The sequence below is a fragment of the Methylovulum psychrotolerans genome (assembly GCF_002209385.1).
Taxonomy (GTDB): Bacteria; Pseudomonadota; Gammaproteobacteria; order Methylococcales; family Methylomonadaceae; genus Methylovulum; species Methylovulum psychrotolerans.
The window spans coordinates 1869935-1896682 of record NZ_CP022129.1; the positions used below are offsets into that span (position 1 = coordinate 1869935).

General features: G+C 53.1%; 25 protein-coding genes. 12 read left to right on the plus strand and 13 right to left on the minus strand.

Going from position 1 to position 26748, the window contains the following annotated elements:
* The first annotated feature begins 2 nt into the window (after positions 1 to 2).
* Positions 3 to 665, plus strand: a complete 663-nt coding sequence (locus CEK71_RS08485; protein WP_088618989.1) for an RloB family protein — start codon at positions 3 to 5, stop codon at positions 663 to 665.
* Between the two features lie 219 nt (positions 666 to 884).
* Here the strand turns inward: CEK71_RS08485 and CEK71_RS08490 are convergent, their stop codons facing one another.
* Positions 885 to 1754, minus strand: a complete 870-nt coding sequence (locus CEK71_RS08490; RefSeq protein ID WP_088618990.1) for a CAP domain-containing protein — start codon at positions 1752 to 1754, stop codon at positions 885 to 887.
* Positions 1755 to 1953: 199 nt separating this feature from the next.
* On the opposite strand from CEK71_RS08490, the gene CEK71_RS08495 reads away from it, so the two are divergent.
* From CEK71_RS08495 to CEK71_RS08510, 4 genes are all read left to right on the plus strand, one after another.
* Positions 1954 to 3198 carry a dicarboxylate/amino acid:cation symporter gene (locus tag CEK71_RS08495; protein WP_088618991.1) on the plus strand — a complete coding sequence of 415 codons (1245 nt, stop codon included), beginning with the start codon at positions 1954 to 1956 and terminating at the stop codon, positions 3196 to 3198.
* A 114-nt stretch (positions 3199 to 3312) separates the two neighbouring features.
* On the plus strand, positions 3313 to 4356 hold the full coding sequence (gene purM, locus CEK71_RS08500) for a phosphoribosylformylglycinamidine cyclo-ligase (protein WP_088621550.1): 1044 nt from the start codon (positions 3313 to 3315) through the stop codon (positions 4354 to 4356).
* Between the two features lie 60 nt (positions 4357 to 4416).
* On the plus strand, positions 4417 to 4881 hold the full coding sequence (locus CEK71_RS08505; RefSeq protein WP_088618992.1) for a Uma2 family endonuclease: 465 nt from the start codon (positions 4417 to 4419) through the stop codon (positions 4879 to 4881).
* A 13-nt stretch (positions 4882 to 4894) separates the two neighbouring features.
* The gene (locus CEK71_RS08510) at positions 4895 to 5551 is read left to right on the plus strand and encodes a class I SAM-dependent methyltransferase (protein WP_088618993.1); all 657 of its coding nucleotides are present in this window, start codon (positions 4895 to 4897) and stop codon (positions 5549 to 5551) included.
* An 81-nt stretch (positions 5552 to 5632) separates the two neighbouring features.
* On the opposite strand, the gene CEK71_RS08515 is transcribed toward CEK71_RS08510, so the two are convergent.
* Genes CEK71_RS08515 through coaD form a run of 4 tightly spaced genes read right to left on the minus strand, consistent with a single transcriptional unit; the run spans position 5633 to position 8621 of the window.
* A complete protein-coding gene (locus CEK71_RS08515) occupies positions 5633 to 6331 on the minus strand; it encodes a 4'-phosphopantetheinyl transferase family protein (RefSeq protein WP_088618994.1) in 699 nt (232 codons plus the stop codon).
* Positions 6332 to 6335: 4 nt separating this feature from the next.
* A complete protein-coding gene (gene acpA, locus CEK71_RS08520) occupies positions 6336 to 7823 on the minus strand; it encodes an acid phosphatase (protein ID WP_088618995.1) in 1488 nt (495 codons plus the stop codon).
* A 60-nt stretch (positions 7824 to 7883) separates the two neighbouring features.
* Complete coding sequence (locus tag CEK71_RS08525; RefSeq protein WP_088618996.1) at positions 7884 to 8132, minus strand: YfhL family 4Fe-4S dicluster ferredoxin; 249 nt, start codon at positions 8130 to 8132, stop codon at positions 7884 to 7886.
* 3 nt (positions 8133 to 8135) lie between these two features.
* The gene (coaD, locus tag CEK71_RS08530; RefSeq protein ID WP_088618997.1) at positions 8136 to 8621 is read right to left on the minus strand and encodes a pantetheine-phosphate adenylyltransferase; all 486 of its coding nucleotides are present in this window, start codon (positions 8619 to 8621) and stop codon (positions 8136 to 8138) included.
* A gap of 224 nt (positions 8622 to 8845) precedes the next feature.
* On the opposite strand from coaD, the gene CEK71_RS08535 reads away from it, so the two are divergent.
* From CEK71_RS08535 to CEK71_RS08555, 5 genes are all read left to right on the plus strand, one after another.
* The gene (locus CEK71_RS08535; RefSeq protein ID WP_088618998.1) at positions 8846 to 9637 is read left to right on the plus strand and encodes a GNAT family N-acetyltransferase; all 792 of its coding nucleotides are present in this window, start codon (positions 8846 to 8848) and stop codon (positions 9635 to 9637) included.
* Positions 9609 to 10391: a lysophospholipid acyltransferase family protein gene (locus CEK71_RS08540; RefSeq protein ID WP_088618999.1), complete on the plus strand. Its 783-nt coding sequence runs from the start codon at positions 9609 to 9611 to the stop codon at positions 10389 to 10391. Before CEK71_RS08535 ends, CEK71_RS08540 begins: the two co-directional genes overlap by 29 nt.
* Before the next feature lie 83 nt (positions 10392 to 10474).
* Positions 10475 to 11500 (plus strand): M14 family zinc carboxypeptidase, encoded by a 1026-nt coding sequence (locus CEK71_RS08545; RefSeq protein ID WP_088619000.1) that lies wholly within the window; start codon positions 10475 to 10477, stop codon positions 11498 to 11500.
* A complete protein-coding gene (locus CEK71_RS08550; protein ID WP_088619001.1) occupies positions 11490 to 12260 on the plus strand; it encodes an alpha/beta fold hydrolase in 771 nt (256 codons plus the stop codon). The genes CEK71_RS08545 and CEK71_RS08550 overlap by 11 nt, the downstream gene beginning before the upstream one ends.
* A 471-nt stretch (positions 12261 to 12731) precedes the next feature.
* Positions 12732 to 14276 (plus strand): hypothetical protein, encoded by a 1545-nt coding sequence (locus tag CEK71_RS08555; protein ID WP_088619002.1) that lies wholly within the window; start codon positions 12732 to 12734, stop codon positions 14274 to 14276.
* A gap of 347 nt (positions 14277 to 14623) precedes the next feature.
* Here CEK71_RS08555 and truD read toward each other — a convergent pair whose 3' ends face one another.
* Positions 14624 to 15658, minus strand: a complete 1035-nt coding sequence (truD, locus tag CEK71_RS08560) for a tRNA pseudouridine(13) synthase TruD (RefSeq protein WP_088619003.1) — start codon at positions 15656 to 15658, stop codon at positions 14624 to 14626.
* Between the two features lie 162 nt (positions 15659 to 15820).
* On the opposite strand from truD, the gene CEK71_RS08565 reads away from it, so the two are divergent.
* Entirely contained in the window at positions 15821 to 16030 is a 210-nt protein-coding gene (locus tag CEK71_RS08565; protein WP_088619004.1) for a hypothetical protein, read from the plus strand.
* Between the two features lie 43 nt (positions 16031 to 16073).
* Here the strand turns inward: CEK71_RS08565 and ispF are convergent, their stop codons facing one another.
* The 7 genes from ispF to CEK71_RS08600 form a co-directional block, all read right to left on the minus strand.
* Positions 16074 to 16550: a 2-C-methyl-D-erythritol 2,4-cyclodiphosphate synthase gene (ispF, locus tag CEK71_RS08570; protein WP_088619005.1), complete on the minus strand. Its 477-nt coding sequence runs from the start codon at positions 16548 to 16550 to the stop codon at positions 16074 to 16076.
* Entirely contained in the window at positions 16547 to 17257 is a 711-nt protein-coding gene (gene ispD, locus CEK71_RS08575; RefSeq protein ID WP_088619006.1) for a 2-C-methyl-D-erythritol 4-phosphate cytidylyltransferase, read from the minus strand. Before ispD ends, ispF begins: the two co-directional genes overlap by 4 nt.
* A gap of 30 nt (positions 17258 to 17287) precedes the next feature.
* Complete coding sequence (locus CEK71_RS08580) at positions 17288 to 18430, minus strand: glycosyl transferase family 90 (RefSeq protein ID WP_088619007.1); 1143 nt, start codon at positions 18428 to 18430, stop codon at positions 17288 to 17290.
* Positions 18431 to 18654: 224 nt separating this feature from the next.
* Positions 18655 to 21708 (minus strand): efflux RND transporter permease subunit, encoded by a 3054-nt coding sequence (locus CEK71_RS08585; RefSeq protein WP_088619008.1) that lies wholly within the window; start codon positions 21706 to 21708, stop codon positions 18655 to 18657.
* Positions 21709 to 21714: 6 nt separating this feature from the next.
* Positions 21715 to 22842, minus strand: a complete 1128-nt coding sequence (locus tag CEK71_RS08590) for an efflux RND transporter periplasmic adaptor subunit (protein WP_088619009.1) — start codon at positions 22840 to 22842, stop codon at positions 21715 to 21717.
* Position 22843: 1 nt separating this feature from the next.
* Positions 22844 to 24394, minus strand: a complete 1551-nt coding sequence (locus CEK71_RS08595; protein WP_088619010.1) for an efflux transporter outer membrane subunit — start codon at positions 24392 to 24394, stop codon at positions 22844 to 22846.
* 141 nt (positions 24395 to 24535) lie between these two features.
* Positions 24536 to 25114 carry a TetR/AcrR family transcriptional regulator gene (locus CEK71_RS08600; protein WP_157679073.1) on the minus strand — a complete coding sequence of 193 codons (579 nt, stop codon included), beginning with the start codon at positions 25112 to 25114 and terminating at the stop codon, positions 24536 to 24538.
* 278 nt (positions 25115 to 25392) lie between these two features.
* Between CEK71_RS08600 and yjjJ the strand changes: the two genes are divergently transcribed.
* Positions 25393 to 26736: a type II toxin-antitoxin system HipA family toxin YjjJ gene (gene yjjJ, locus CEK71_RS08605; RefSeq protein WP_088619012.1), complete on the plus strand. Its 1344-nt coding sequence runs from the start codon at positions 25393 to 25395 to the stop codon at positions 26734 to 26736.
* Positions 26737 to 26748 lie beyond the last annotated feature (12 nt).

Sequence of the window (26748 nt, forward strand, 5' to 3'; positions counted from 1 at the left end):
GCATGGCGCGTACTGCCAAATCATTCAGCCGCGCCAAACCCAGCCTTTTGCCGCAACCTACGGTATTGGTGATTTGCGAAGACAGCAAGTCCGGCAAGCGTTATCTGGAAGATGCCAGCGTCCATTTTAAGGTTAAAGTGCAAGTCGAAATTTGTCATTGCGGCAAAACCGACCCGCTGAATATCGTTAAAGAAGCCATTCGCCGCCAAAGCAAATTCGACCGGGTTTTTTGTGCGATAGACCGCGACAGCCACGAAACGTTTACCGCCGCGCTCGGTTTGGCGCGTGACCACAAGAAAATCCACCTGATTATCTCCTATCCCTGTTTTGAATTTTGGCTCTTGTTACACTTTGGCTATCACCGCAAGCCTTATAACGCCACGGAAAAACAGTCGGCGGCGGCATTGCTGATTAAAGACTTACGCGGCAAGCCAGGGTTTGAGAATTACGAGAAAGGTGATACCCAAAGCATAAAAAGCGATACCAAAAGCCTCTTTAAGTCACTTTTGCCGCAACTTGCCACAGCACAACACATCGCCCCGAAAATCCTCGCCGAAGCCCAAGCCAGCGGTGAGTTAAATCCCAGTACCCAGTTACATGAGTTGCTGAATGATTTTGCAGAACTGGCTAAACCGCAAAAAATTGCCCGTAGCAATCAACATTAGGAAGGTGCATAAAATTAAGTAGGCGTTCCATTGCATCTCTGCGTATTAAACCCCACCCCAGCCCTCCCCTTAGCAGGGGAGGGAGCAAATGACTTTCCCGTCGTACAGGCGAAAATCAGGGGGAAAAACGCTCCTCCCCCTGCCAAGGGGGAGGCTGGGAGGGGGTTGCCGTACTTTCGCCTGTTCAACAGATTTTATTTTATGCTCGCTCCATAACGATTAGCGCACCGTCACAAAAGGCCCCGGAATAATCCAAAACCGTTGCGCATTCGCTGTATCCGGCACTTCCACCTGCATACGGTACTGGGCGGGTGGCCCTTGGAGGATTAAGCGGCCTACTGCCGCGCCATTTTGGGGTTGTAGCACCACGGATGCCATTTCCCAGCCCCGTGCGTCGACTTGCAGCAAGCGGGTGGGCAGAGGTTGGTGGTTATGGGGGCTTAGCCACACTTCTACGGTTTGTCCGGCGTTGACGGTGGCGGGGAGTGGCTGTGCCAAGCTGGCGTAGACGTTCATGAATAATTGGGTGCAATAAAACGTCTGCATCCCGCCTTCGACGGTTTGGGCGCAACCTACCCCCAAGTCGGTGCTGTCGGGGCGTAGCAGATTGGCCTTATGGCCGGGGCTGTGCATCCAGCCTTGGATAAATTCCTCGGCCAAATTCGGGCGGTCGCTCATCATCGCCAGATTTTCTGAAACTAGGCCAAACAGGGTACGTACATAAAGGCCTGTGCGCTCGGCGGAACCGAGGCCATCGGGATTATCATGGGCGAAGAACCGACGCGCCACCATATCGCGGCTATGGGCGGCCGCCACTTCGGCCAAGGTTTCATTGCCCAGTAACGGTGTTTGCCCTGTTTGGCGGCGTTCACGGTTACTGGCGACTAAAATGTTTTGTTCAAGCCCAGACAGGTTGGTATCGCGCATTGTCCCCGCTACGGCTAATGCGGCGGGCAACTGCGGCGGCGGGTTGGCGTTTAACGGTTCGGCGATGGCCAGATCCGTCCCCCAAAGCCATGCCAGCAATGACAAAAAGGTTAACGCCAAGAACCAAAGGCTTGGCGAATATCTGGCATAAATTCGGAACATAAGGTTCTATCCTGCGATAAGTGTTAGGTATAACTAACAGTAAACCGAAAAGCGGCCAAATACAAACAATGGCGTTTTTTTCTTCGACATAAGCCAACTCTCAAATACTAGGCGTACAATGGCCTATAGATACGCCATACATACCCCTTCTTACCACAACCATTAGCCATTGCGCCGTTAATGCTGACCAGGATGACTTATGACCCCACATACCCAAGCGCCTAACCGCCAAACCCTTTATGTCGGCATTGCCCTGTTGCTGGGCATTGCCTTCGGCGAAGCCTTGAATGTGAGTCTGGGCGCGGCGGATCCGTTGCTCAGCCAAATTGTCGCGGTGCTGTCTGTCCTGACGGATATTTTTCTGCGTTTGGTGAAAATGATTATCGCCCCGCTGGTGTTTGCGACGCTGGTGGTCGGCATGGCGAAAATGGGCGACATCCAGACGGTCGGGCGCATCGGCCTGAAAGCCATGCTGTGGTTTTTTTCGGCCTCCTTGCTTAGCCTGCTCTTAGGGATGCTGCTGGTTAACCTGTTCGAGCCGGGCCACGCGCTGCATATCGCTTTACCGCCTGTTGAAGCCAGCAGCGGCTTGCCGAACGTTAAGCCGACACTCAGCAATTTTGTCGCGCATATTTTCCCCAAAAGCATTGCCGAAGCCATGGCCGCTAACGAAATCCTGCAAATTGTGGTGTTTTCGATGTTTTTTGGTATCGCTTGTGCGTCCTTAGGCGAATTGGCGCATCCGGTCGTTAAATTGCTCGATTCGCTGGCGCATATCATGCTGAAAGTCACCAGCTATGTCATGCACTATGCCCCGGTGGCGGTGTTTGCGGCAATGGCGGCGGTCATTTCCCAGCAAGGGATTGGCGTGTTGCTGTCTTACGGCAAGTTTATCGGCGAGTTTTACTTTGGCCTGTTTGTGCTCTGCGGCTTGCTGGGCGGCTTTGCCTGCCTATTTTTGGGGCGGCGGGTGCTGTCGCTGTTGCGCCATATCCGTGAGCCGATGTTATTGGCTTTCGGCACTGCCAGTAGCGAAAGCGCCTACCCGAAATTATTGCAGCAATTGGAACGTTTCGGTTGCGATGAAAAAGTCTGCGGTTTGGTTTTGCCGTTGGGCTATTCGTTCAACTTGGACGGCAGTATGATGTATATGACCTTTGCCGTGCTGTTCATTGCCCAAGCTTACGGTATCGACATGCCATTACCCGACCAATTGCTGATGCTGCTGGTGTTGCTGTTCACCAGCAAAGGTGTGGCGGGCGTGCCTAGAGCGTCGTTAATTGTGATTGCCGCGACCTTATCGCTGTTCAAAATCCCTGAGGCGGGTTTATTGTTATTATTGGGCATTGACCAAATTCTGGATATGGGGCGGAGTGCGACTAATGTGTTTGGCAACAGTATCGCTTCGGCGTTGGTGAGCCGTTGGGAAAAGGCCTTGCGCTGATCGTAAAGGGAAAACAGCGGCAAAATGGCCGATACCTTAGCCAAGCATACACACAAAAGCAACGTTGTCTTGTACAATAGCCCTATTTTATTTTTCCCAAGAGAGAACACGATAGTGAGCGCGAAAAACCCAGAGAGCCTGAATTATAAAAGTGCAGGCGTTGATATTGCCGCCGGCAATGAATTAGTCGAACGCATTAAGCCGATTGCTGCCAAGACCCGCACGGCGGGGGTTATGGCGGGGTTGGGCGGGTTCGGCTCCTTGTTTGAGTTGCCGCTGGACCGCTATCAACAGCCTGTGCTGGTATCGGGTACGGATGGGGTCGGCACTAAGCTGAAACTCGCCATCGACCTGAATATCCACAATACCGTTGGCATTGATTTGGTGGCGATGTGCGTTAACGACATTATCGTCCAAGGTGCCGAGCCGCTGTTCTTTTTAGATTATTTTGCCACGGGCAAGCTGGATGTGGACACGGCCGCGCAAGTCATTGAAGGCATAGGCACAGGCTGTACCCAAGCCGGTGCGGCGTTGGTGGGCGGCGAAACCGCCGAAATGCCTGGCATGTATGCCGATGGCGAATATGATTTGGCGGGGTTTTGTGTCGGTATTGCCGAAAAAAGCAAAGTCTTGGACGGCAGCCAAGTCAAGTTGGGCGACAAGCTGATTGCCATTGCGTCGTCCGGGCCGCATTCCAACGGCTATTCTTTAATCCGTAAAATCATCAGCCATAGCGGTGCGGATCTGGCCGACCCGTTTGCCGACACGACCTTAGGCGAAGCCTTACTGACCCCGACGCGCATTTATGTTAAGCCGCTATTGGCCTTGTTGGCACAAGTGCCTGTCCACGCCTTAGCGCACATTACGGGTGGCGGTATTACCGAAAACCTGCCGCGTGTCCTACAACCGGGCCTTAATGCCGAAATAGACCTGCAAAGCTGGACGTTCCCGGCGGTGTTCCAATGGTTGCAAACCCAAGGCAATGTGCCTTTGGCGGATATGCTGACCACCTTCAATTGCGGTGTCGGCATGATTGTCTGCGTAGCCCCCGAAGATGAAGCGGCAACTTTGGCGGCGTTGACCGCTTTAGGGGAAACGGTGTTCAGCATCGGCGAGTTGGTTGCAGGCGAAGGCAAGCCGATGGTCATTTACCGTTAGATAGTGCAGTCCGGCTAGCCGCCCTAGTAGGGCGGCTAGCCCTTTAGCGGAGCAGCAATTATGCAATGGTCAGATGTAGTCGATAACCCGTATTTACAAAACTTACCCTTTAAAATTGAGCTGAACCGTTACGGAAAAATTGAAATGCCCCCGGCTTCTAATAAACACGGGCGTTTACAAATAAAAATTGGGGCTTTATTAGAACGGAAACTGAAACAAGGGGAAGCGCTCAGTGAGTGTTCCATCCAAACCGGCGAAGGCGTAAAGGTCGCTGATGTCGCGTGGTGTTCTAAAGCTTTTCTCAAGCTCTATGGTTATGCCACACCCTACCCACGCGCCCCTGAGATTTGTGTCGACATTGTTTCGCCAGCCAATTCGACATTAGAAATGGCCGAAAAAGTGCAACTCTATTTACAAGCAGGTGCCAAAGAAGTCTGGATCGTCTGGGAAAATGGCGCGGTGGATTATTACGGCAACACGGGTAAGCTGATGCAATCGGCTTATAACATCAGCGTTATAACGTAACAAGAAGGCGTTTATGGACACCGATTTATACGAAAGCAAAACCTGCGCAACTTATTTTTCTGACCCCAGAAAGGAGATGTTGGCATTTTTGCCGCAACAATGCGCCCGTTTATTGGATGTCGGTTGTGGCGGCGGTCATTTTGGCGCTTTAGTGAAAGCGGAAAAAGGCACCGAAGTCTGGGGTGTCGATCTCAGTATCCGGGGCATAGACAGCGCCAAAGGCAAGCTGGATCACGCCATCTTAGGGGAATTTTCGCCCGCCACACCCTTACCTGACGGCTATTTTGATGTCATTACCTTTAATGACAGCCTTGAGCATTTCGCCGACCCGAAACCGGCTTTGGAATTATGCAAAAGCAAATTGGCTCCAGGCGGGCGTATCATCTGTTCTTTGCCCAATGTCCGCTATATTGATAATATTCTCCATTTATTGGTCGATATGGACTGGCAATACTGTGATGCGGGTATTTTGGACTATACCCATCTACGGTTTTTTACTAAAAAAAGCATGGAACGCTTGTTTATCGAAGCGGGTTATAAAGTCGAATCCATCACGGGTATCAGGCCGCACTATTGGACGGGTAAGAAAATATTTCTCCTGCGTTTACTGTTCGGCAAGTATGTTGCGGACATGAAATACCTGAACTATGTCGTGGTTGCCACGTTGTAGCTTATTGCTTATAGGCCTATTGGGGCTAACACAAACCTGCTAGTGTGGGGTTGGACTGTTTAAATGGCTGGATAAAGCGATTTAGTCTTTAACCAGCCGTTCCCAAGACACTTGCGCCAAGCTATCCACCACCACCGCCCCGCACAGCCCGTGTCCCTCCAACTGTTCCGTAGCCGTCAAATCAATAATCCGCCATGTTGTTGCCTCGCCATAACCGTCGGGCAGCCTTAAAAAAGTCTCCGGTTGTTCGGGATTGATGACGCAATGCTTTAAGCCTAAGGCAATGCCGCGTCCGGTGGCTTTGACAAACGCTTCCTTCTTGGTCCAGAAGCGATAAAACTCAAGGGTCTGTCGTGTTGGCGGCAAGCCATGCCAGTAGGCGGCCTCTTCGTCGGCAAAGCATTTTTTCACTAAGGCGGCAAGATTGGGGCGGGGGGAGGGCAGTTCAATATCGACACCTAACTGGCAGTGTCCGGCAATGGCGACGATTAAATGCCGGGCGGTATGCGAGATATTGAAAACAGTTTGCGGATGTGCCGGCAAGTAAGGCTTGCCCGTTTCGGTACGCGCAATGCCGATGGCGGCGGGGGCTTGTTGGAGATAATCCGCCAGCAACAGGCGTAGATTGCCGCGTACCGCTAAGTAACGTTGCCGTATCAGCGGGTGGCTGAGGGTATGGGCGTGTGCCAGTTCGGTGTCATCCAGCAACGGCAGGTAACGGTCAGCATCTGCATCTTTCGCCAGTTCGACATGCCATAAGTGGATATTAGGGTCAGGCACGGTGTTAAGGCGGGAAGCTAAACGCGTTGCTTAAATCGCCGACATCGGCGCGAACACCGGGCAATGCCGTCAGGCCATGGCGGCGGGTTAGGAATTTGATAATGGAGGTGGTGTCATAGAGGCTATGGTCAACTGTGCCGCGTTTGGCGAACGGTGAAATAATCAGGGCCGGAATCCGTGAACCGGGTCCCCAGCGGTCGCCCTTAGGTGGGGCGACATGATCCCAGAAACCGCCGTTTTCATCGTAAGTGACGATAATCGCCATGTTAGGCCATTGTTTGCTGGCGCGTAGGCGGGTCAGTAAATCGGCGATGTGGGCATCGCCGTTCAGCACGTCGGTATAGCCGGGATGTTCGTTAAATTGGCCGGGTGGTTTGTAAAACGCCACTTGCGGTAAAGTGCCATCGGCGATGGCTTGCAGGAAGTCGCTGCCGTCTTTTAAATGTTCGGCACGGTCTGGGCTATCCGGTGCAAAGCGGGCGTAATAGTTAAAAGGCTGGTGATGGGCTTGGAAATTGACTGATCCTGGGGATTCGGCATAAATCACTTGGCGTTGCGGTTTTTGCAGCCTACCATCGGCGACAGCTTGGTGCCAGCCGCCCGCATACCACGCCCAGCTAATGTTTTTCTCAGACAGGGTGTCGCCGACAGTCTTTTGGGTTTGCGGCGGCAAATGGTAAGCGTGTGTACCCGCTAAACGTGGGTCGCCGTTCGGATCGGGGGAAATGCCGGACGGTTGGTAGAGCGGTTGGGCCGTGTTGACGGAATAGCCGTCGGGGCTGAAGGCACCGTCAAAAAACGTTGGCGGGCCTTGTAGTGCCGAGGCAGGGCTGTCAGGTTTGCGTTTTAAGTGTCCTTGTCCGTCTAATTGGGCGCGAAGGGTGGGTGGGGCATTTTCATCGCGTGGGGTACAGGCACACACTAGCCATTGATGGTTAAGGTAAGAGCCGCCGAACGCGCCCATAAAAAAATGGTCGGCCAAGACATAGTCCTGCGCCCAACGCCACAAGGCCAGTTTGCTGCCGTCATAATGGCCCATGGTCAGGCCGCCTGCATCGGACAGGGCGGCGAAACGGTTATTCAGACCACCGTTGATTTGTTCGATTTGCTGATAATAACGGTGGGTAAGGTCACGGGTCTCTACCGACAGCGGCAGGTTAATGGGGGCTTGGTCGATGGCGAAAGGCCGGTTAGGCAGTTTAGCGGCAATGAGCGGGGTGGTTTTGCCCGCCCAGATCGGCGGCAGTTGTGCCAAGGGCTTACCGTCATGGTCAAGTTGGGTAGTTTGTTCGGCGGTCGCTTGGGCGATGCCGTCCGCGCCGGGGAATAAACCATATAAATTATCGAAGCTGCGGTTTTCCGCATAAATCACGACGACAGTTTGGATGGCTTGGAGCGGGTCAGGCGGTGGGGTTTGCGCCGATGCCGCGCAACCCGACAAAATGAAGGCGGCGATTAATCCGTTAGCACAAGGGATGAAGGGAGTATTCATGGAGATGGTCGCCAGCGTCAGGGTGTCGGTTGCGGGAATGGCGGGCTTTGCCGTTCCGGCCTATGGTTGGGTCAGTTTTAGATATTTTTGGTATAAGGCCTCTTGGTTTTCGACAAATAAGGCATCTTTGTCGATACATTCGACCGGACACACTTCCACGCATTGCGGGGTATTATGGTGGCCGACGCATTCGGTGCACAGGGCGGGGTCGATGACATAAATGTCTTCACCTTGCGAAATCGCCCCATTCGGGCATTCGGGTTCGCAGACATCGCAGTTGATGCAGGCATCATGGATAATCAGTGCCATAACTTACTCCTTAGAAAATTTGTCAATTAAAGTTTGCCGTACCAGTTCGGGGACAAAGCTGGACACGTCACCGTGCAGCATGGCGATTTCCCTAATCATGCTGGAAGAAATAAACTCATATTGTTCGGCGGGGGTTAAAAACATGGTCTCCAATTGCGGGGCCAGACGGCGGTTCATACCGGCCAATTGGAACTCATACTCAAAATCGGACACCGCGCGTAAGCCGCGCAGGATGACATTAGCGCCCTGTTCGCGGGCGCAATCGACCAATAAATTGTCAAAGCCGATCACTTCGACATTAGGGAATTCAGGGGTGACCGCCTGGGTTAAGGCCACCCGTTCGGCCAAGGTAAATAAGGGAGCTTTATTGCGGTTAACCGCTACGGCGACGATGACTTTATGGTACAGTCTGGAGGCTCTGGCGATCAAGTCCAGATGCCCGTTGGTAATCGGATCAAATGTACCCGGATAAATAGCGATGATTTGCATAATGTATGGGTTGAAAAAAGCGGTACGCGACCGAAAACACAAATAAAGGCCTATTATAACGGCATTTGGCAGCAAGGGCGCGTCCGTTGTGCCTGGACATGACGCTTTTGTTAAAAAGCCAGTCATGTACGCCGTTTGTCATTTAACTTTAATCTACCTGTCATTAAGCTGACACGTTCCTTAATTATTCTGTGCCGAAGATACTCTTCAACACATGGATACTTATGATAAAAAACACTGCTGAGGTAAACGTCAAACCGACTAAACGGCTGGAATGTTTTGTTGCCCATTCGGAAGCCTTGATTAAGGAGGCACAAGTATTACGGTACCGTGTTTTCGCGAAAGAAATGGGCGCTAAGCTAAAGTCGGAATCGGAAGGCCTAGATTACGATGACGTTGACCAATATTGCGATCATTTAGTGGTTTATGACAACGTTAGCCAAAAAGTGGTCGGTTATACCCGTTTATTGACCCAATACCAAGCGGATCAGTTGGGGCATTTTTATTCGCAAAGCGAATTTAAGCTGGATCAAGTGTTGGCATTGCCTGGGCGTTTTCTGGAAATTGGCCGTACCTGTGTTGACCCGGATTTTCGCGGCAGCGCGGTCTTAACCACCTTGTGGTCGGCTTTGGTCGAATATGCCTTAAAAGGCCAGTTCAACTATTTATTGGGCTGTGCCAGCATCACCCCAGGCCCTAGCGGCTTTGCGGTCGATGCCGTATACCGTAATATCGACGCGAAAAACATCGCCCCGTCAGCATTGGACGTAACCCCGACTATTCCGGTGCCGCAGGCTTTGCGTTGTAACCGCGACGAATCCGGCATTCCGCCGTTGCTGAAAGCCTATTTGCGTTTCGGTGCCTTAATCTGCGGCGAACCGTGCTGGGATGAAGACTTCAATTGTATGGACTTGTTCGTATTATTGCCTTTAGATCAATTACAAGAACGTTACAGCAAGCATTATATGCGGGATTATCAGGCCAGTAATGAAATCGAAAAGTCGGCTGTATTATAAGCTGTTGAGTGTCGCGCTGTTGGCGGTTGCCGGGTGCTTTATCTCTGGGGTCATTTTCCCCACATTAAACCTTGTGTGTCCGCCCAACACGGCCAGAGACTACCGCGATGCCCTGAAAAAACGCTGGCTGTGCTGGTTCAGCGCCATCGTCAAACTGGATGTCACCTTAGAAGGCGCATGGCCTGAACAGCCCGGCCTGATTGTCAGCAACCATGTGTCATGGCTGGACATTATCCTGCTCGGCCAATACCTGCCCGCTTATTTTGTCGCCAAAAGCGACATCGCCAGTTGGCCTATCTTCGGCTTTATGGCGAGGCAGTCCGGCACTATCTTTATCCGGCGCGGCGAAAAGAAGCATGTTTTTGAGACCGCCGAACAGATGGTCTGGCTGTTAAAGCAACACCGTAACATCTTCGCCTTTCCCGAAGGCACCACCACGCGTGGCGACGATGTCGCGCATTTCCACGCGTCGCTGTTCCAAGCTGCCTTGTTGACCAAAGTCGCGGTGCAGCCCGTCGCCATCCAGTACCTAGGCGCGGCCAAAGACCTTGCCCCGTTTGTCGATGACGATGATTTGTTGCCGCATCTGATCAATATGCTGAAACTGGAGCGCGTAGAAGTCCGTCTCAGCATCCTGCCACTGCTCGACACCAACGGCAAAACCCGCCAAGCGGTGAGCCAAGAGGCGCGTGGCCTGATTCGCGGCGCGTTCATTGATAATCTGACGGCTGCTAGCCAGTCTGCACATTCTTAAAATAGCGGCATCTGTGTTATTGTTGCGCTTTTCTCATCCAGAAAAGCGTACCTATCTTGCAACATCAACTTCTTAGCCCCGCCATGACTGGCTTTAAATTCCCCGAACTTGCACAACTCGAAGGCCTGATCGAGAAGTTTGGTACGCGTGCGCGTACCGAAGTGATCGACCGTGTCCGCTATAAACATTTGGAATTCCCCATCTATAGCCTAACGCTAGGCACGACTAAGCCTGATGTGCCGGTACTGGCGTTTTTTGGCGGGGTGCATGGTTTGGAAAAAATCGGTTCGGAAGTGATTTTGTCGTATCTGCAAACCATACTGCACTTGCTGGATTGGGACGAGGAGTTGCAGCAACGGCTGGAAAATTCGCGGCTGGTGTTTGTGCCTATCGTCAATCCGGTCGGGGTGTATCTGGGGCGGCGCTCCAACGGCAATTGTGTGGATTTGATGCGCAACTCGCCTATTGAGGGCGAGGGTGAGGGGGCGAAGAAAATTTATAGCGGCCAGCAATTGACGCGCTATCTGCCGTGGTATCGCGGTGATGTCACGCAGATGGAACAAGAGTCCTTGGCCTTATGTAAGGTGGTGCAGGAGCAGTTATTTACCGCACCGCTATCGATGGCGTTGGATTTGCATTCCGGGTTCGGCATTAAAGACCGTTTATGGTTTCCTTATGCCTCACGGCAAGTGCCGTTTGCCTATATCCCGCAAGCGATGGCGTTAAAAGATTTGTTTGACCGTTGTTATCAGAACCATGTCTATAAAATTGAGCCGATGTCGCAGGAATATGTGATTAACGGCGATTTATGGGATTATTTGTTCGACCAGTTTGTCGGCCAGTTTGGCCAGCAGAAGTTTTTTCTGCCCTTGACCTTAGAAATGGGCTCGTGGCTATGGTTGCGGAAAAACCCGCTGCACTTGTTTTATCGGCACGGCTTGTTCCACCCTATGCTGCCGCACCGCCAACAGCGGGTGTTGCGCCGCCATTTCGTCCTGTTTGATTTTCTGCACCGGAGTTTGTTGTATCCGGCGCCGTGGGCGCGGCTCACCCCGGAACAACAGGCCGCTAACCAAGCGAAGGCCGAAGGCTTGTGGTATGGCCGATAAGCGTGGGCAGCAATGGGTGTTATTGCGCGGTCTGGCGCGTGAATCGGCACATTGGGGGGATTTTCTCCCGCAACTTCAGGCGCAGTTTCCCGCCGCGACGATAACCGCTTTGGATTTGCCGGGGACAGGGCAATTTTGCGCCCAGCCCAGCCCCGATAATATCGCCGCCATTACCGAACATGTCCGCGCCCAAGCGATGGCGCGGGGGCTGTTGGCGCAACCCGTCACGTTGCTGGCGGTGTCGCTGGGGGCGATGGTGGCGTGGGAATGGTTACAGCGCTATCCTGATGACTGTTGCGGCGCGGTGTTGATGAACACCAGCTTTGCCAGTCTAAGCCCGTTCTACCAGCGTTTGCGTTGGCAAAGTTATCGGCAATTTGCGGCGGCACTGATGCAGCGCGACGTTTATCGGCGCGAGTTAGGGATTGTCCGCTTGGTGGGCAATCGGTCTGGGCAGTATGAAGCCGTGGCGAAGGCTTGGGCGGCTATCCAAACCGCGCGGCCTTTGCGGGTGCGCACTGCCATCAGGCAATTACGCGCCGCCGCCAGCTACCGCCCAGCACTGACACCGCCCTTAGCCCCGGTGCTATTGCTTAACGGTCTGGGCGACCGCTTAGTGTCCCCGGCGTGTACCGAGGCGATCCACCAGCACTATGGCTTAACCTTGCGCCGCCACCCTTGGGCTGGGCATGACCTGACCTTGGATGATGGCGGCTGGGTGCTTGGGCAAGTGTGCGAGTGGTTAGCGGAGCCGGGTTAATGGCCGTTAATCGTTGCAGTAGCTGGCGAGTCGGATAGGCTTTTATAAAAAGCATAGCCGTATATAACACACTTCGTTATTAGACCTTGCCAAGAGGTTATTTCTTGCGCATTCCTCAGTTTTTTTGTGTTTTTCGTGAGCAAAAACACCGCCGCCTACTATGCAAAACGGCATCGCCAAATTACGGAAATCACCTTATTGCTGGCTGGGCCTATTTCCTTTTATACTGGAATCCCGCGACATTATTGTTGGGCCTTCAAGAAATTAGGATAAAACCCTGCGAAAAATAAAAGCAACCGTAATGAAGTGCCTAGCCATTATGGAAGCAGATAAGGTGGAGCCGCCATTCAGCCGGACGCTTACATTATCGGACAATTTTTGGGTGATTATCCCTATGAGTACGCTGACTTGATTGTCAATTTTACCAACTTTTGGCGGCAGCCTTTTCATCCATTTCAACCGAGGTGTCTTATGCGCACTAATGCTTTTTTTTGTCTTAGTTTAATCAGCGGTTTGTTGGCCGCCAACATCAGCCATGCCGATGTCTGGCAAAATCCGGGGTTAGCGCCCAATAGCGGCAATAACATCCATAACGACTCGTATATGAGCGACAATTACACACTTCCGGGGCCGACAACGGCGGCCACCCAAGCGGAAGTCAAGCAAGTCAATTTCTTTCTCAGTTTGGATTTGAGCACTAAGCAAGCCGCGTTTCGCGGTTTAGGCGAATGCGCGGCGCAAACATTTGATGCGTCCGGGCATTTGTACACGATTTGTGCAGGGATACCCGTCAACAACACGCCGTCAAAAAAACTGCTGATGGCGTTTTCTGCTAATTTGCAACCCTTGGCGTGGCATGAATTGCCCAGCAATGGCTCTACCAGCCTGACTGATTTTGGCGGTGGCGGTTATTTTTTCTTGGATAACCAATACCGGCCCGTGGTCGTCCAAAATGACGGCCATCTGGTGGTTTACCAAGCCACCTTAGGCACGCCGCTGAGTTTAGGTAGCTTCACCGCTGTGCGCGATATCGATTTGAGCGGGTATTTGCCGGACGGTGACAAACTGTATTCAGCGATGCCGGACAAAGCCGGGTATATCTGGTGGGTTAGCAGCCAAGGCATAATAGGCACAATAGCACCGGATGACAGTGTCAAGCGTGTTGATTTGAATGACCCGGACGGCGATGGTATCCGTGTTGCCGCCGATGCGTCTAATTTTCAAAAAATCGCCAATTCATTGGCGGTGGACGAAGGGGATAAGGCAAACGGCTACAGCGGCGTTTACATTGTATCCACACATCGCTTATACCGCTTTGCTACCAACGCCGACGGTACGCCCGTTAAACGCTGGGCGGCGCATTACCAACGCGGTACGGCGATTAAACCCGGCCAAGTCAGCCAGGGTTCGGGCTCCACACCTACTGTATTTACGATGGCTGGCCGCCGCTATGTCGCCATTACCGACAATGCGACTCCGATGCACGTTAATATTTACCGTGCCGAAGTTAAGTTAGGCGCAAACGAAACCCGCTTGTTCGCACAAGCCGTGCCGTTTGCGACGGACAAAAGTGCCGATGAAAACAGCCTGATAGCCTATCCTACCGCAACTGGCGTTGCCTTATTCGCCGAAAATAATTACGGCTATTCGGCGCCGCAAAGCGTAGGCGGCAACCTGACGACTGAACCCGGTTTTGCGCGTATAGAGGTAACGCCGGACGGTGCGGCGGTCAGCAGCGTCAACAATACGATTTCGGTGCCGTCCATCGTATCCAAAAGCAATTCCGCCGATGGGGTTGTTTATACCTATGAAAAACGCACGGACGGTTATTGGTATTTAACCGGCTTGTCGGCGGATGATGTTAATCAGGTGTTGTTTTCCGTTAAGATAGGTAACCCTAGCGAAAACCTGCTGGAACAACAATACAATAACCATTACTCGGCACTGAGTTTAGGTGCGGACGGTTCGATTTACTACGGCACGGTATTTGGCATCACGCAAGTTAAGCTGCATTAAACGGTCGCCGGGATGGCGGTTGAAACTTACGCTGCTCGTTCCTAAGCTTCAGTTTCACTGCCATTAAGTTAGGAAATGATTATTAATATTCAGGTTGTTACGATTATATTTTGTGATTCATATCAATCGTAGGCCATCCCGAAACGGCATCAGGTCATTTGCGCAGGCAGCGGCGCGCAGTGTACCGAAGGGGTGGGGGTACTGTTTGCGGCCGGAGCAGAACGAATGTAGGCAGCCGAAGGCAGTATCGCCAGGAAAATTTTTCGCCGCTAAAATCGGATGTATCCCATTTTAGCTTTCGCGAAAAATCCTGGCGTGCCTGTGTTGATGGTTTAAATCCCGCGCTATTATTCACCATACCGCACCACCTCCCGCAATACCGCTGTCGCATAGCTGCCCGCTGGTAAGCTAAAGGCCAATTCCAGCACGTCTTCACTAAGGAACGTCCACTCTAAATCAAAGACATTGACCCGTAAGCTCCGGCGGTTTCTGTCCGCGCCAGCGGCGATTAGGCCGTCGGCGAGTTCGGGGTAGGCGGCGATGATGTTTTGTTCGGTTTGCAAGGCTTCGTCTGCAACATCGGCAGTGCCTTTGCCCCAGAGTACGCCGCTGGGGTGAATGTCGCCCGTACTGAGGCGGCGGGTGATGTCGTCATCGGCTTGGCCGGATTTAAAGCAACTGTTGGAGCGGTCGAAGACGTAGGTGTCGCCGCTAAGGGCTTGGTTCCACGTTTGGGTGCGGACGCGTTCGGCGAGCAGGTGGTTGAACAGAAAGGAGCGGGCGGCGGACAAGTAGAGGCTGCGCTGTTCGCGGCCCGTTTTCGCGCCTTGGAAGAGGCCTAAAGCTTTATTGACGTTTTGGCCGTTGTGGCCGAAGCGTTGCTCGCCGTAATAGTTAGGGATGCCGTGGGCTTTAATCTGGGCGAGTTGCTGGTGCAGCATTTCGGCATCGCCTTGCCAGTTGCGGACAATGATTTTAAATTGGTTGCCCGCGAGAACACCACGTTTGAGTTTTCGGGCATGGCGGACGGTGTGCAGTATCCGCAGTTGCGGGCTGTTCAGCGGTGTCCAGTCCGGTTCAAGTTCCGGCTTGCCGGGAATCCAAACGCTAAACCATTGGCGGGTGATGGCATGGCGGTCTTTCAGTCCGGCATAGCCTATGTCGCGTTGCCTGACATTGGCGTGGCGGGCCAGGAGCCGGGCGATGTATTCGGTGTTTTCGCCAATTTTTTCGATGAACAAAAACACATGTTCGCCCGTGCCGGAAGGCTCAAAAGCCAGTTGTTCGGTGACGGTGAAGTCTTCCGGTTGGCAGCGTAGGGTTCCGGTGCTGGTGGGTTGTCCGTAGGCGTAAGGCCAAATGGGGATTTCAATAGAGGGCATGGGGTGCGGAAAAATGGCGGAAAAATGGTTGCCATTTTGGCACAGTTAGGAAGGGGGTGGGAACCGTTTTTTTTAGGTGTTTGGTTTAGATGCCAATGCGTGTGGTTAATGGTTTTTCGATTATGGTATGCTAAAAGCTTAGTTAATTTAGGAGACAGTCTTATGCCAGCCAAAATACAAACCGGTTTGATTGTTGTTAAACAAGACTTGCCTTGTGATGTCCTATTGCCGAATGATGAAAGTAAGGCGGCTATGCTGGATGTCCGGGCAAAAAATAATCTGGAAACGTTGTCGCTTGAGCAACTCCAGCGTGACATTGCGACAAAGTCCTCAGCAGTTACACACGCGGTTAGGCCATCGTGCAAAGGCTAAAGCCTTTGCACTCCAAGTTTAGCGTGAGGGCTTGCCCGATGTTTCAAACCGCCGCAATCAACACAACCGCCTGTACGGCAATGCCTTCTTTACGGCCTTCAAAACCGAGTTTTTCGGTGGTGGTGGCTTTAACGTTGACGCAATCGAAGGGGACTTGCAGATCTTCGGCGATGTTATGGCACATGGCGGTGATGTGGGGGGCCATTTTGGGGGCTTGGGCGATGATGGTCAGGTCGGTATTGACCAATTCATAGCCTTTTTGTTGGACGATGCGGTAGACATGGCGGAGCAGGACACGGCTGTCCGCACCTTTAAATTCGGGGTCGGTGTCGGGAAAGTGTTTGCCGATGTCGCCCAATGCCGCCGCGCCGAGTAGGGCATCGCACAGGGCATGGAGGACAACGTCGCCGTCAGAATGGGCTTCTAGGCCTTGTTCGTAAGGGATGCGTACCCCGCCTAAAATAATGTGGTCGCCGTCGGTAAAACGGTGGACATCATAGCCTTGTCCTATTCTTATCATGCTGTCGTCTCCAGAGTTTGTTGCGCCCTATAGAATTCGGCGAGCGCCAAATCTTCGGGGCGGGTTATTTTAATGTTATCGGGGCGGCCTGCAACGATTTTAGGTTGCCAGCCTTGCAATTCTAAGGCGCTGGCTTCGTCGGTAATGGCCGGATTGCCCTGTTGGGTTTGCAACGCCGATTTTAGCAAGCCGTAGCGGAACATTTGCGGTGTCAACGCCCGCCAAATGTGGCTACGGTCTAGGGTGCCGATAATGCTTTCGCCTTGGACATTTTTTAAGGTGTCATGCGAGGCTACCGCTAAAATACCGCCGATAGGGTCGTCGCGTAGGGTGGCGATCAGATGGTGGATGTCGGTGATGGTCAGGCAGGGGCGGGCGGCATCGTGTACCAATACCCAATCATCCGTCGCTGCTTGCCCGGCTAAGGCGTGTAGCGCAGATAATACCGAATCGGCGCGTTCTTTGCCACCTGGAGCGCGGATAATTTGCGGATGCCGGGCAATAGGCAAATCCGGCCAATAACCGTCCTCTTCGGAAACTGCCACGGCAATGCCGCGAAAAACCTCGGCTTGTAAAAGGCGGGCCAGGGTCTGTTCTAAGACGGTCTGCCCGCCCAGTTCCAGATATTGTTTGGGGCGGTTGGCGTTCATGCGTTTGCCTACGCCGGCGGCTGGGACAACCGCCCAGAATGTTTGTGTATCGGTCATGGTAAAAGAGTTTCCACCTCGTTTTGGGGTTTATGTTTGAAGCCTGTGTTCATAGCGGCTAATCACCGCCCCTAAGATTTTTCTTCTTAAGTCGCGGCTGAGCAATTTCCGGCACACCGCTTGGGCGTTGGCGACGATGGCTTGGCAGTGCTGGGGGTTGGCCTCGCACCATTCGTACTTGGCGATAATATCATCAAAATCCGGCGAGATGGGGATGTAATGCACCCAAGCTTGGAAATGGCAATCGGCGAAGGCCTCGTAGGGGTAGTCTTCTTTAAAGACGAGGCTATTGGTGCTAAGCATCCAATAAAACGAGGTGGCGACATCCCAGCCTGATAAAGCCAGCAGATACTTAAAGCGGCAATGGGCCAGTTTGCTTAACGGGGGTTTTAGGTAGGCGGCTAAGGGAGCATAATCAGCCATAAATTGTTGGGCGGGATTGCTGATGGAGAAACCGACATCAAAAAGCTCATGGGCCGCGAAGGCGCTAACGAATCGGTAGCGCGGTATCAGTAAAAGCTGTTCGCACAGTATGTCCGTATTGATACGGCCTAAGGCGAAGTTGGCGAGTATAGACTGTATCCCGACATCGGTTTGCCGTATCTCATCAAAACCGCCGCCAGTCGGTATGCCCCGCCAACAAATTTTGGCTTCTTTATCTTCAAAGCGCGTGGGGTCAGAGAATTGCCGTTCCAAAAAATAGGGATTATCTATGGTATGGTAATTGTGAAGCGGCCATAAAATGGCGTTTCTGTTCTGGCTGATGCGGTTATATTGGAAGACGGGGAATGCTTCGCCTGCATACCAAGTGCTGAGGATATGATCTGGCCTACCGTCCCAAAAATCGAAAGCGTAGCATTTTTTTGCCGAATATAAGCGGATGGCGTTTAAAAATCCGGCAATCCTGGCCTTTTTATTGACGGATGTTTTGGCAGGATTGACATTCCAAACCTCTTTAGCGGCAGTAACGAGCTGGTCGCAGTCATTGATGCTGAGGACTTGGTTCAGGTGGGCATCAAAAACCCCAAAGATGGGGCTGGGGAATGTTGTTGCCTGATACAGCGCGTCAATCGGCACTGAAAAATCTTGATAGCCGAACGAGCCTAGCTGGAACTGGATTTGGGTTTCGATAAAGTCGTCATCAGAAACAGGGCATCTATCGGTATTAGCCATTGGCCTGTTGACCTTGCTTTTGGAGAGGAGTCGTCATTTAAGTTACCTGTCGGTTGCCGATGGCCATGTTTATATAGCTAAAGCACAATAAAATGATGTCGTTCGTGGCGAGCCTGTCGAACCATCATAGCCCTTCGACAAGCTCAGGGCGAACGGTTTTACAATCAACTTATACTGTATTAGCTATAGTGTGCCGGACAGCGTTTAAGCTGTCCGGCTTGTGCTCAGCTTTCTGCGGCAGTCTTATGGTGGTCTTCGCCCAACATCAGATACACGGCGGGGACGACAAACAGGGTAAACAAAGTGCCGATGGCAATGCCCGTGGCAATGACCAGCCCCATACTAAAGCGCGATACCGCTCCCGCCCCAGTTGCCAAAATCAACGGCAACACGCCCAGCACCATGGCGGCGGTGGTCATTAAAATAGGCCGCAAACGGATACTGGCGGCGGATTCTATGGCTTCACGCTTACCCATGCCGTGTTTTTGCATATTATTGGCGAATTCGACGATCAATATACCGTGTTTGCTGATTAAGCCCATCAGCGTCACCAGACCGACTTCAGTATAAATGTTCAGGGTTGCCCCGCCTATGCCCAGGGCGATAAAAATTAACGCCCCGGCAATCGACATCGGCACGGAGACCAAAATAATCAGCGGGTCACGGAAGCTTTCAAACTGCGCCGCTAACGCTAAGAAAATAATAATCAGCGCGAACATAAAGGTAAACAAAAAGCCGCTGGATTCTTTGATTAACTGGCGCGATTGGCCCGCATAGTCAATGCTGTAAGTGGGTGGTAACACCCGTTTGGCGATGTCTTGCAGGGTCGCCAAGGCATCGCCTAAGGTCACGCCCGGAAACGGTACGCCGCTGACCATAACATCGTTAATGCGCTGGAAATGGTTGAGCAGGCGCGGCACGGTTTCGGTGCTGAGCGTGGCGATGGTCGACAACTGTACGCTTCTGCCGTCGCTGGTGCGGATGGGGTAATCCAGCAATTGCTCAGGGTTAAGCCGGAACTTTTGTTGCACTTGCGGGATAACCTTATAAGAGCGGGCATCCAGGCTGAAGTAGTTGACATAACCGCCGCCAAGCATGGAGGCTAAGGACGCGCCGACATCTTGCATGGTCAGGCCTAATAGGGCGGCCTTATCGCGGTCTATGTTCAGGCGGGCTTGTGGCTGGTCGTAACGCAAGTCGCTATCGACAAACAGGAACCGCCCGCTTTTACGCACTTCGGCCATAAATTGCCCTAGAACGGTGTTGAGCTGCTCAAATGATTCGTTAGTGCCGATGATGAACTGCACAGGCATTCCGCTGCTGCCGGGCAGGGGCGGCGGTTGGAAGGCGGCAGCTTTGACCCCGGCGATTTTGTTCAAATCCTGTTGCACGGCGGGCAGCATTTGCGTGGCGGTTTGCAGACGCTCATGCCAAGGTTTCAGCACCATACCCGAAATGGATTGGCCCGGGGATTCCAACTGGAAAACGTTGTCGGTTTCCGTGTAGCGGTGGAAGGCTTGGAAAATTTGCTCGCTGTACAGCAGGCGTTGCGCTAAGGTCGCGTCAGGTGCGGTATTGGCGAGGCTGATAATAATCCCTTGGTCTTCTTGTGGCGCCAATTCGCTGTTGCTGTGGGCATATAAAAAATAAATGCTGCCGAGGATGATCATCGCAAACACGGCGGTGACGGGCAGGTAGTTTAAGGAGCCGTGCAGGGCGCGTTCGTAGCTTTTACTTAAGCTGCTGAAGCGGCGGTCTATCCAGTCCACCAGACGTTCTTCCCAGCCGCTACGGTCATGCTTGTGGGCTTTGAGCAGGCGTGAGCTCATCATTGGCGACAAGGTCAGGGCGACAAGCGCCGAGACAGTGACCGCACCGACGACGGTAAAGGCGAATTCGGAAAACAGCGCCCCCGTCAGGCCGCTTTGGAAACCGACCGGGACATAAACGGCGATCAGGACGATAGTCATGGCGATGATGGGGCCGGTCAATTCCTGCGCGGCACGGAGCGCGGCAGGGATAGGTTCCATGCCTTCTTCCAGATGGCGGTTGACGTTTTCGACGACGATAATGGCATCGTCAACCACCAAGCCTATCGCCAGCACCAAGGCCAGCAGGGTCAGCAAGTTGATGGAAAAACCGAACATCAGCATCATAGTGAAGGTGCCGATCAGTGACAAAGGAATGGCGATAACCGGAATCAGGACTGAGCGCGGCGAACCAAGGAAGGCGAACACGACTAGGGTGACGATGATTAAGGCCTCAATCAGGGTATGGATAACCTCATGGATGGAGCTATCGACGAATTTGGTCGAGTCATAGACAATTTTGCTGCGTATGCCTTGCGGCAATTGCGCTTGGATTTCTGGGAATACATCACGCACCCGGCCAATCACTTCCAGCAAGTTGGCGCTGGGGGCGATTTGCAGGCCGATATAAACCGCCCGGTCGCCGTCGAAAGAGACGCTGGACTCGTAATCGTCCGCGCCTAAAGTGACGTTAGCGACATCTTTTAAGCGGATAATCGCGCCTTTATCCTGTTTGATAATCAGCTCGGCGAATTCGGCCACCGAGTGTAAGCCTGTGGAGGCGGTCAGGTTAACTTGTACCATTTGGCCTTTGGTCGTACCCAGCCCGGCAATGAAGTCATTACGCGTCAAGGCGGTGCTGACATCGGTGGCGGTCAGGGAATAAGCCATTAGCTTGTCGGGGTCTAACCAAGCGCGTAAGGAGAAGTTTTTGCTGCCCAACAATTCGGCGGTTTGGATGCCCGCCACCGATTGCAGGCGCGGCTGCACGGTGCGCACCAAATAATCGGTGATGTTGTTGGCGGGCAAGCTGTCGCTGGAAAAGCCGATGTACATGGCATCAATGGTCTCACCCATTTTGACGTTCATAACAGGGCGTTGCGATTCCGGCGGCAATTGGTTAATGACCGAATTGACCTTGGCGTTGATTTCGGTCAAGGCTTTGTTCGGGTCAAAGTTTAGCCGCAGGTTGGCGGTAATGGTGCTGATGCCGTTTTGGCTGATGGAGGAAATATAGTCAATGCCATTGGCTTCGGCGATGACTGTTTCCAAGGGCGTGGTGATAAAGCCCGCGATAATGTCAGGGTCGGCGCCGTAATAGGCGGTGCTGACGGTGACCACGGCATTTTCGGTGCGTGGGTATTGCAGGACGGGCATACTGGTCAAGGAGCGCAAGCCCAGCACCAGCAACATGATGCTGATGACCATCGACAAGACGGGCCGGCGGATAAAAATATCGGTCATGTTCATGGCGGTTTATTGGTCTATGGGTTGAGGGGCGGGGTCGTTGCTGGGCTGTTGGCTGTTGTCAATCAGGACGGTGCTGCCGTTATGCAGCTTGATTTGTCCAGACGTGACCACGGTCTCGCCCGCATTAAGGCCTTTGGCAACGCTGATTTGGTCGCCCCGGCTTGCGCCTGTGGTGACCAGGGCTTGGCGGGCACTGCGTTTAGGCTGGCCTTTGTCATCTTTTTGCTCGTCGACCACAAAGACGGTCGCGCCAAAGGTGTTAAAGCTGATGGCGGTGCGCGGCACGGTAATGAAGGGCTGGGGCGTACCTACAACCACTTGGACTTTCGCATACATGCCCGGCAACAAGCGGTGGTTGGGGTTTTTAAACGTTGCCCGGACTAGAACGTTACGCGAGTTGCTGTCCACTTTTGGGTCGATGACGCTGATTTCGCCGCCAAACTGCTCGCCCGGATAGGCATCGGTTTGCAGATGGACAGCTTGGCCCGTTTTTAGCACCGCCAAATCTTGCTGGGGCAAATAAAAATCGGCATACAGGATGTCCAAATTTTGCAAGGTAGTAATGGCGGTGCCGGCGGCCAAGAACTGTCCGGCATCAATGGTACGGATACCTAGCTGGCCGCTAAAAGGGGCGCGGAGGGTTTTTTTGTCGATTAAGGCCTGTTGCACGGCGACATTCGCCAAAGCGACGTTGAGGTTGGCGCGGTCAATGTCGACAGTCTGCTGGCTAATGGCTTTGGCGTTAAATTGCGCCTCGGAACGCCGGAAGGTGATCCGCGCCAATTCGGCGGTGGCGTTTAGCGAATTGAGCTTGGCGATTTCGTCATCGGCACGCAGTTGCAGCAATGGCGTATTGGCGGCAACGTTATCGCCTTGTTTAAAATGGATGGCACTGACCGATCCGGCGACTTCCGAGCTGATCTCAACCCCTTGCGCGGCGCGTAAGCTTGCCACGGCTTCCCGTTTGGGTAGCCAATCCTGATAGCTGGCGGTAATGGTGGAGACGGTTTGCGGCGGTTCACCTTGCGAGGCCATGTATTGCTTTATCATGCGCCCTTTGAACTCGATAAAACCAAACACTCCCCCCAGCACGACACCGACGGTGATGAGCATAATGAGCATACGCTTAAACATATTATTTTCCTTTGCGAAATTGTTCGAATTGTTCAAGTAAGGACCCGGCTTTCTTGGGTTTGGGCTGGTTGTCTTGCAGCGTGGCCGGCAAATCGCGTTGCCACCAGCCGCCCCCTAACGCCAGAAACAGCGCCGCCGTGTCGGAAATTTGGCTGGCTTTCGCCTTAATTTGGCCTAAGCGGGCTTGCTGATAGTCGTGTTGTGCGGTCAATAAATCCACATAACTGATGGCGCCGAGCCGGAATTGGCTGCGGGTCAGTTCTAAACTGTCATTAGCGGCCTTAAGCGCGGCATCTTGGGCTTGCAGGGCATCGGCATCGTAGCGCAGGGCGCTTAAGCTATCGGCGACATTTTCAAAAGCTTTTAAAACCGTGCTGCGGTATTGTTCGGCGACCTGCTGATAAGCGGCTTTGGCGACTAAGCGTTGGTGGGTCAGTTGCCCACCATGGAAAATCGGTTGCGCCAAGTTGGCGGTCATATTCCAAATATCGCTGCCGGGTGCGAACAAATTGCCCGCTTCGGTGGCGATGGTCGAAACATTGGCCTTAAGGGTAAAGTTAGGGAAGACGCTGGCGATGACCACGCCAATTTGCGCACTGGCGGCGTGTAGCAAGGCTTCTTGGGCGCGGATGTCGGGGCGTTGCCGCACCAATTGCGAAGGCAGGCTCAGCGGCAAGCTATCTGGCAGTTGCAGTTCGTCCAGCTTAAACTGTGCCGCCAAGTCGGTGCTGGGATAAGTGCCGACCAAGACTTTTAGGCGGTTACGCGCTTGTGCCAATTGCTGTTGCAAAGGTGGCAAGGTCGTTTTGGTTTGCTCCAGCAAAGATTGTTGCGCCAACACGGCAGTCTTGGCGATGCCGCCTAAATCAAACTGCTGTTGCAGTACGGCCAGTTGCTCGGCCTGATCGGTCATCATGGCTTGGGTCGCCGTGATTTGGGCGCGTAGCGACGCTTCCAGTACGGCGGTGGTGACGATATTCGAGGCGATAGTCAGAAACGCGCCTTCCAGTTGGAAGCGTTGGTATTCGGCTTGCGCGTCCATGCCTTCGATTTGCCGCCGGACAGACCCGAATGCGTCTAACGTATAAGATACCCCGATTGAGGTGTTGAACAAGTTAAACACCGAACTGCCCCGGCTAGGGCTACCGAATTGCGCCCCCGACACTTGTTGGCGGGTCGCGTACCCGGTCGCGTCCAGCGCGGGCCATAACGAGCTTTGTTGGGATATGGCATTTTCGCGTGCCTGCACCAAAGTGGCGTAGGCCGACTGTAAATCAGGGTTATGCTTGATAGCCTGCTCAATTAAGGCCGTTAGTGGCTTAGAATGGAACAATGTCCACCATTTGCTGGGCATTTGTTTGCCGAAGGCCAGCGCGTGGACGGCCTGTTCGGTTTCGCCGTGCGGGCTGTAGGTTTTGACATCCGGTGCAGCGGGGGAGGTAAAGTCCGGCCCCATAGTGCAGCTGGACACCGCCATCAGGCTAGCGATCAGCCCTAGGCGGAAGCCAAACCGGGCGGTACTGGCGGGAGGGTTCCGTAGTGTAAAAGCCATGTAATGTGTTCCCCTTGGGTAATTTAGCGGTGCCGAAGCGGGCCAGCGGGTTTTAAGGTAAGTTAGGTTGAAATGTGGGCTGAATCGGCTGCGGATGGCAAGCCCGCAGCGGGTTGTGCTAGTATTATTGGGCGGTGCGGATTATCGTGGGGTTAAGCCATTAAGCAGTAAGTTGCTGATATGGCTGGCGATTATTTTAGGTTGTTCATAATCGGATTGCCAACCAGGAAAATGCCTGTTTAAGGGCCGATGGTCAACATGGATTTTTACCAAACCAATGATGGAAGTCGCCACCAGATAAGCATCCTGTTGCGGTGCCAGTTCCTGCACCAGTTGTAGTAAGCGGTCAAACTGGTTTTTAAAGACACTTTGCGCCAGAAATTGCATCCGTTCGGTGTCGGCCTCCATAATTTCCCGCTGTACCAAACGGCAAAAATCGTTATCCATAGACATTACGGTGATGATGGCCAAGATGAGACGTTGCAGCCGTTCCGCTGGCGTACACTCCGCTGCCCACACTTGCGCAAAAACCGATTCCTTGCCTGCAAACGCATAATGGGTCGCCGCCAGATATAAGGCGTTTTTATCAGGGAAATGGTGGTAAATCGCCGCGACGCTCATATCCACCGCACAAGCCAATTGCCGCATCGACAACCCGGTATAGCCTTTTTCCGCGAACAAGATAATGGCCGCATTTAATATTTTTTCTTTGGAAGTCACTTTTTTATTAATCCTAACGAACGTTCGGTAAAGATAGTAGCATTAAATTTTAGTTGGGGGAATTATTATTTTTGGGTTTTTTGTTGGAGAGGGGCTTAATATGGGTGGGCGCGGGTAGTTTGCCAAAACAAAAGCTTCGGTCTGTAAGCTGCTGTGCTGGGTGTTGGTTGGTAGCTGTGGCGGATGATGGTGTAGGGGCGGTGTTTGACTTTTGTAAAAGTCGGGGTGATAGGCCTATACTATCCATTCACTTATCTATTCATTAATTCATTCGCCTAATGACGCTTCACGCTGAGCATATCCGTACACAACTCGCCTCAGGCCCTCTGTCGGCGGCGCAATTGCGGGGGAAACTCGGTGTTAGCCAGCCGACCATGTCGCGGGCGGTGGCTGAGTTGGGTGGCGATATTGTTCGGTTTGGCGCGGCGCGATCCATTCACTACACGCTACGCAATAACGCTCGCGGCTTACCCGATATACCTATCTACCGGGTTAATGCAGAAGGTGCTATCCGGCAATTGGGCGTGTTGATTCCGGTTCGGCCAGAGGGGTTTGTCATGCGCCAAGAGGATGGCGTAGCCCTGCACAGCGACGGACTGCCGTGGTGGTTGTACGACATGCGGCCACAAGGCTATTTGGGGAGGGCTTATATTGCCCGGTATGGCGCGGAACTGGGGTTGCCGGAGCGGCTGAAAGCGTGGACAGACACCCCTATTTTGCGGGTGCTGTTGGTGCATGGGCATGACACTATAGGCAATATCCTGCTAGGGGAAAAGGCAAGGGCCCGTTTTCTTACCACGCCTATTCCTGAGCCGATTGCATTGAGCCGAAAGGCAGAAGCGTATGCCCTGGCGGCACTTGAAGCGGCGCGTGGTGAGACACCCGGCTCATCTGTCGGGGGCGAACAGCCAAAATTTACCGCCTATACTGAGACTGCCGAAGGGGCGCGGCATGTTATTGTGAAATTTAGCGAATTGGAAGCTAGCCCCGTCAGCGAGCGTTGGCGTGATCTGTTGCTGGCCGAACACCTGGCGCTTGAGGTATTGCGCGACGCGGGCATTGCTGCCGCCAAAACCCAAATCATCGATCATGGCGGTCAGCGCTTTCTTGAGGTGGTGCGTTTTGACCACATCGGCAGGCTTGGGCGGTGTGCGTTACATTCGTTGACCGCGCTTGATGCGGAGTTTGCTGGCTTAGGTATCGGCAGTTGGCCGGATATTGCGCGTGTCCTAGCTAATGTGCGGCAAATCAACGCCAAAGCCGTCGAGGGCGCGGCTATCTTATGGGCATTTGGCACATTAATCGGTAACTCGGATATGCACAACGGCAATTTATCCTTTATCGCCGAACACGGTCGGCCTTATGGCATTGCCCCCGCTTATGATATGGCCCCCATGGCGTTTGCTCCGCGCACAGGCGGCGGTCTGCCTGATACCTTACCCGACGCGCACCTTCATGGCAGCGTACCCAATGAAACTTGGCGGTATGCAGAAGGGTTGGCGCGTGTGTTTTTGGCGCGGGTTAGGCAGGCATCTGGGTTTAGCCGTCGCTTTGAAGCGTGCATAGCCGCACTGGAAGGCCATATAGAGAGGGCTAGTGTTAAAATTAAGCGTTTGGAATGATATCCTTTTTCC

Coding starts and splice junctions, on each gene's coding strand:
- CEK71_RS08485 (WP_088618989.1), top strand. CDS start 3: ATGGCGCGTACTGCCAAATCATTCAGCCGCGCCAAACCCAGCCTTTTG.
- CEK71_RS08490 (WP_088618990.1), bottom strand. CDS start 1,754: ATGTTCCGAATTTATGCCAGATATTCGCCAAGCCTTTGGTTCTTGGCG.
- CEK71_RS08495 (WP_088618991.1), top strand. CDS start 1,954: ATGACCCCACATACCCAAGCGCCTAACCGCCAAACCCTTTATGTCGGC.
- CEK71_RS08505 (WP_088618992.1), top strand. CDS start 4,417: ATGCAATGGTCAGATGTAGTCGATAACCCGTATTTACAAAACTTACCC.
- CEK71_RS08510 (WP_088618993.1), top strand. CDS start 4,895: ATGGACACCGATTTATACGAAAGCAAAACCTGCGCAACTTATTTTTCT.
- acpA (WP_088618995.1), bottom strand. CDS start 7,823: ATGAATACTCCCTTCATCCCTTGTGCTAACGGATTAATCGCCGCCTTC.
- CEK71_RS08525 (WP_088618996.1), bottom strand. CDS start 8,132: ATGGCACTGATTATCCATGATGCCTGCATCAACTGCGATGTCTGCGAA.
- coaD (WP_088618997.1), bottom strand. CDS start 8,621: ATGCAAATCATCGCTATTTATCCGGGTACATTTGATCCGATTACCAAC.
- CEK71_RS08535 (WP_088618998.1), top strand. CDS start 8,846: ATGATAAAAAACACTGCTGAGGTAAACGTCAAACCGACTAAACGGCTG.
- CEK71_RS08540 (WP_088618999.1), top strand. CDS start 9,609: ATGAAATCGAAAAGTCGGCTGTATTATAAGCTGTTGAGTGTCGCGCTG.
- CEK71_RS08545 (WP_088619000.1), top strand. CDS start 10,475: ATGACTGGCTTTAAATTCCCCGAACTTGCACAACTCGAAGGCCTGATC.
- CEK71_RS08550 (WP_088619001.1), top strand. CDS start 11,490: ATGGCCGATAAGCGTGGGCAGCAATGGGTGTTATTGCGCGGTCTGGCG.
- CEK71_RS08555 (WP_088619002.1), top strand. CDS start 12,732: ATGCGCACTAATGCTTTTTTTTGTCTTAGTTTAATCAGCGGTTTGTTG.
- truD (WP_088619003.1), bottom strand. CDS start 15,658: ATGCCCTCTATTGAAATCCCCATTTGGCCTTACGCCTACGGACAACCC.
- CEK71_RS08565 (WP_088619004.1), top strand. CDS start 15,821: ATGCCAGCCAAAATACAAACCGGTTTGATTGTTGTTAAACAAGACTTG.
- ispF (WP_088619005.1), bottom strand. CDS start 16,550: ATGATAAGAATAGGACAAGGCTATGATGTCCACCGTTTTACCGACGGC.
- ispD (WP_088619006.1), bottom strand. CDS start 17,257: ATGACCGATACACAAACATTCTGGGCGGTTGTCCCAGCCGCCGGCGTA.
- CEK71_RS08580 (WP_088619007.1), bottom strand. CDS start 18,430: ATGGCTAATACCGATAGATGCCCTGTTTCTGATGACGACTTTATCGAA.
- CEK71_RS08585 (WP_088619008.1), bottom strand. CDS start 21,708: ATGAACATGACCGATATTTTTATCCGCCGGCCCGTCTTGTCGATGGTC.
- CEK71_RS08590 (WP_088619009.1), bottom strand. CDS start 22,842: ATGTTTAAGCGTATGCTCATTATGCTCATCACCGTCGGTGTCGTGCTG.
- CEK71_RS08595 (WP_088619010.1), bottom strand. CDS start 24,394: ATGGCTTTTACACTACGGAACCCTCCCGCCAGTACCGCCCGGTTTGGC.
- yjjJ (WP_088619012.1), top strand. CDS start 25,393: ATGACGCTTCACGCTGAGCATATCCGTACACAACTCGCCTCAGGCCCT.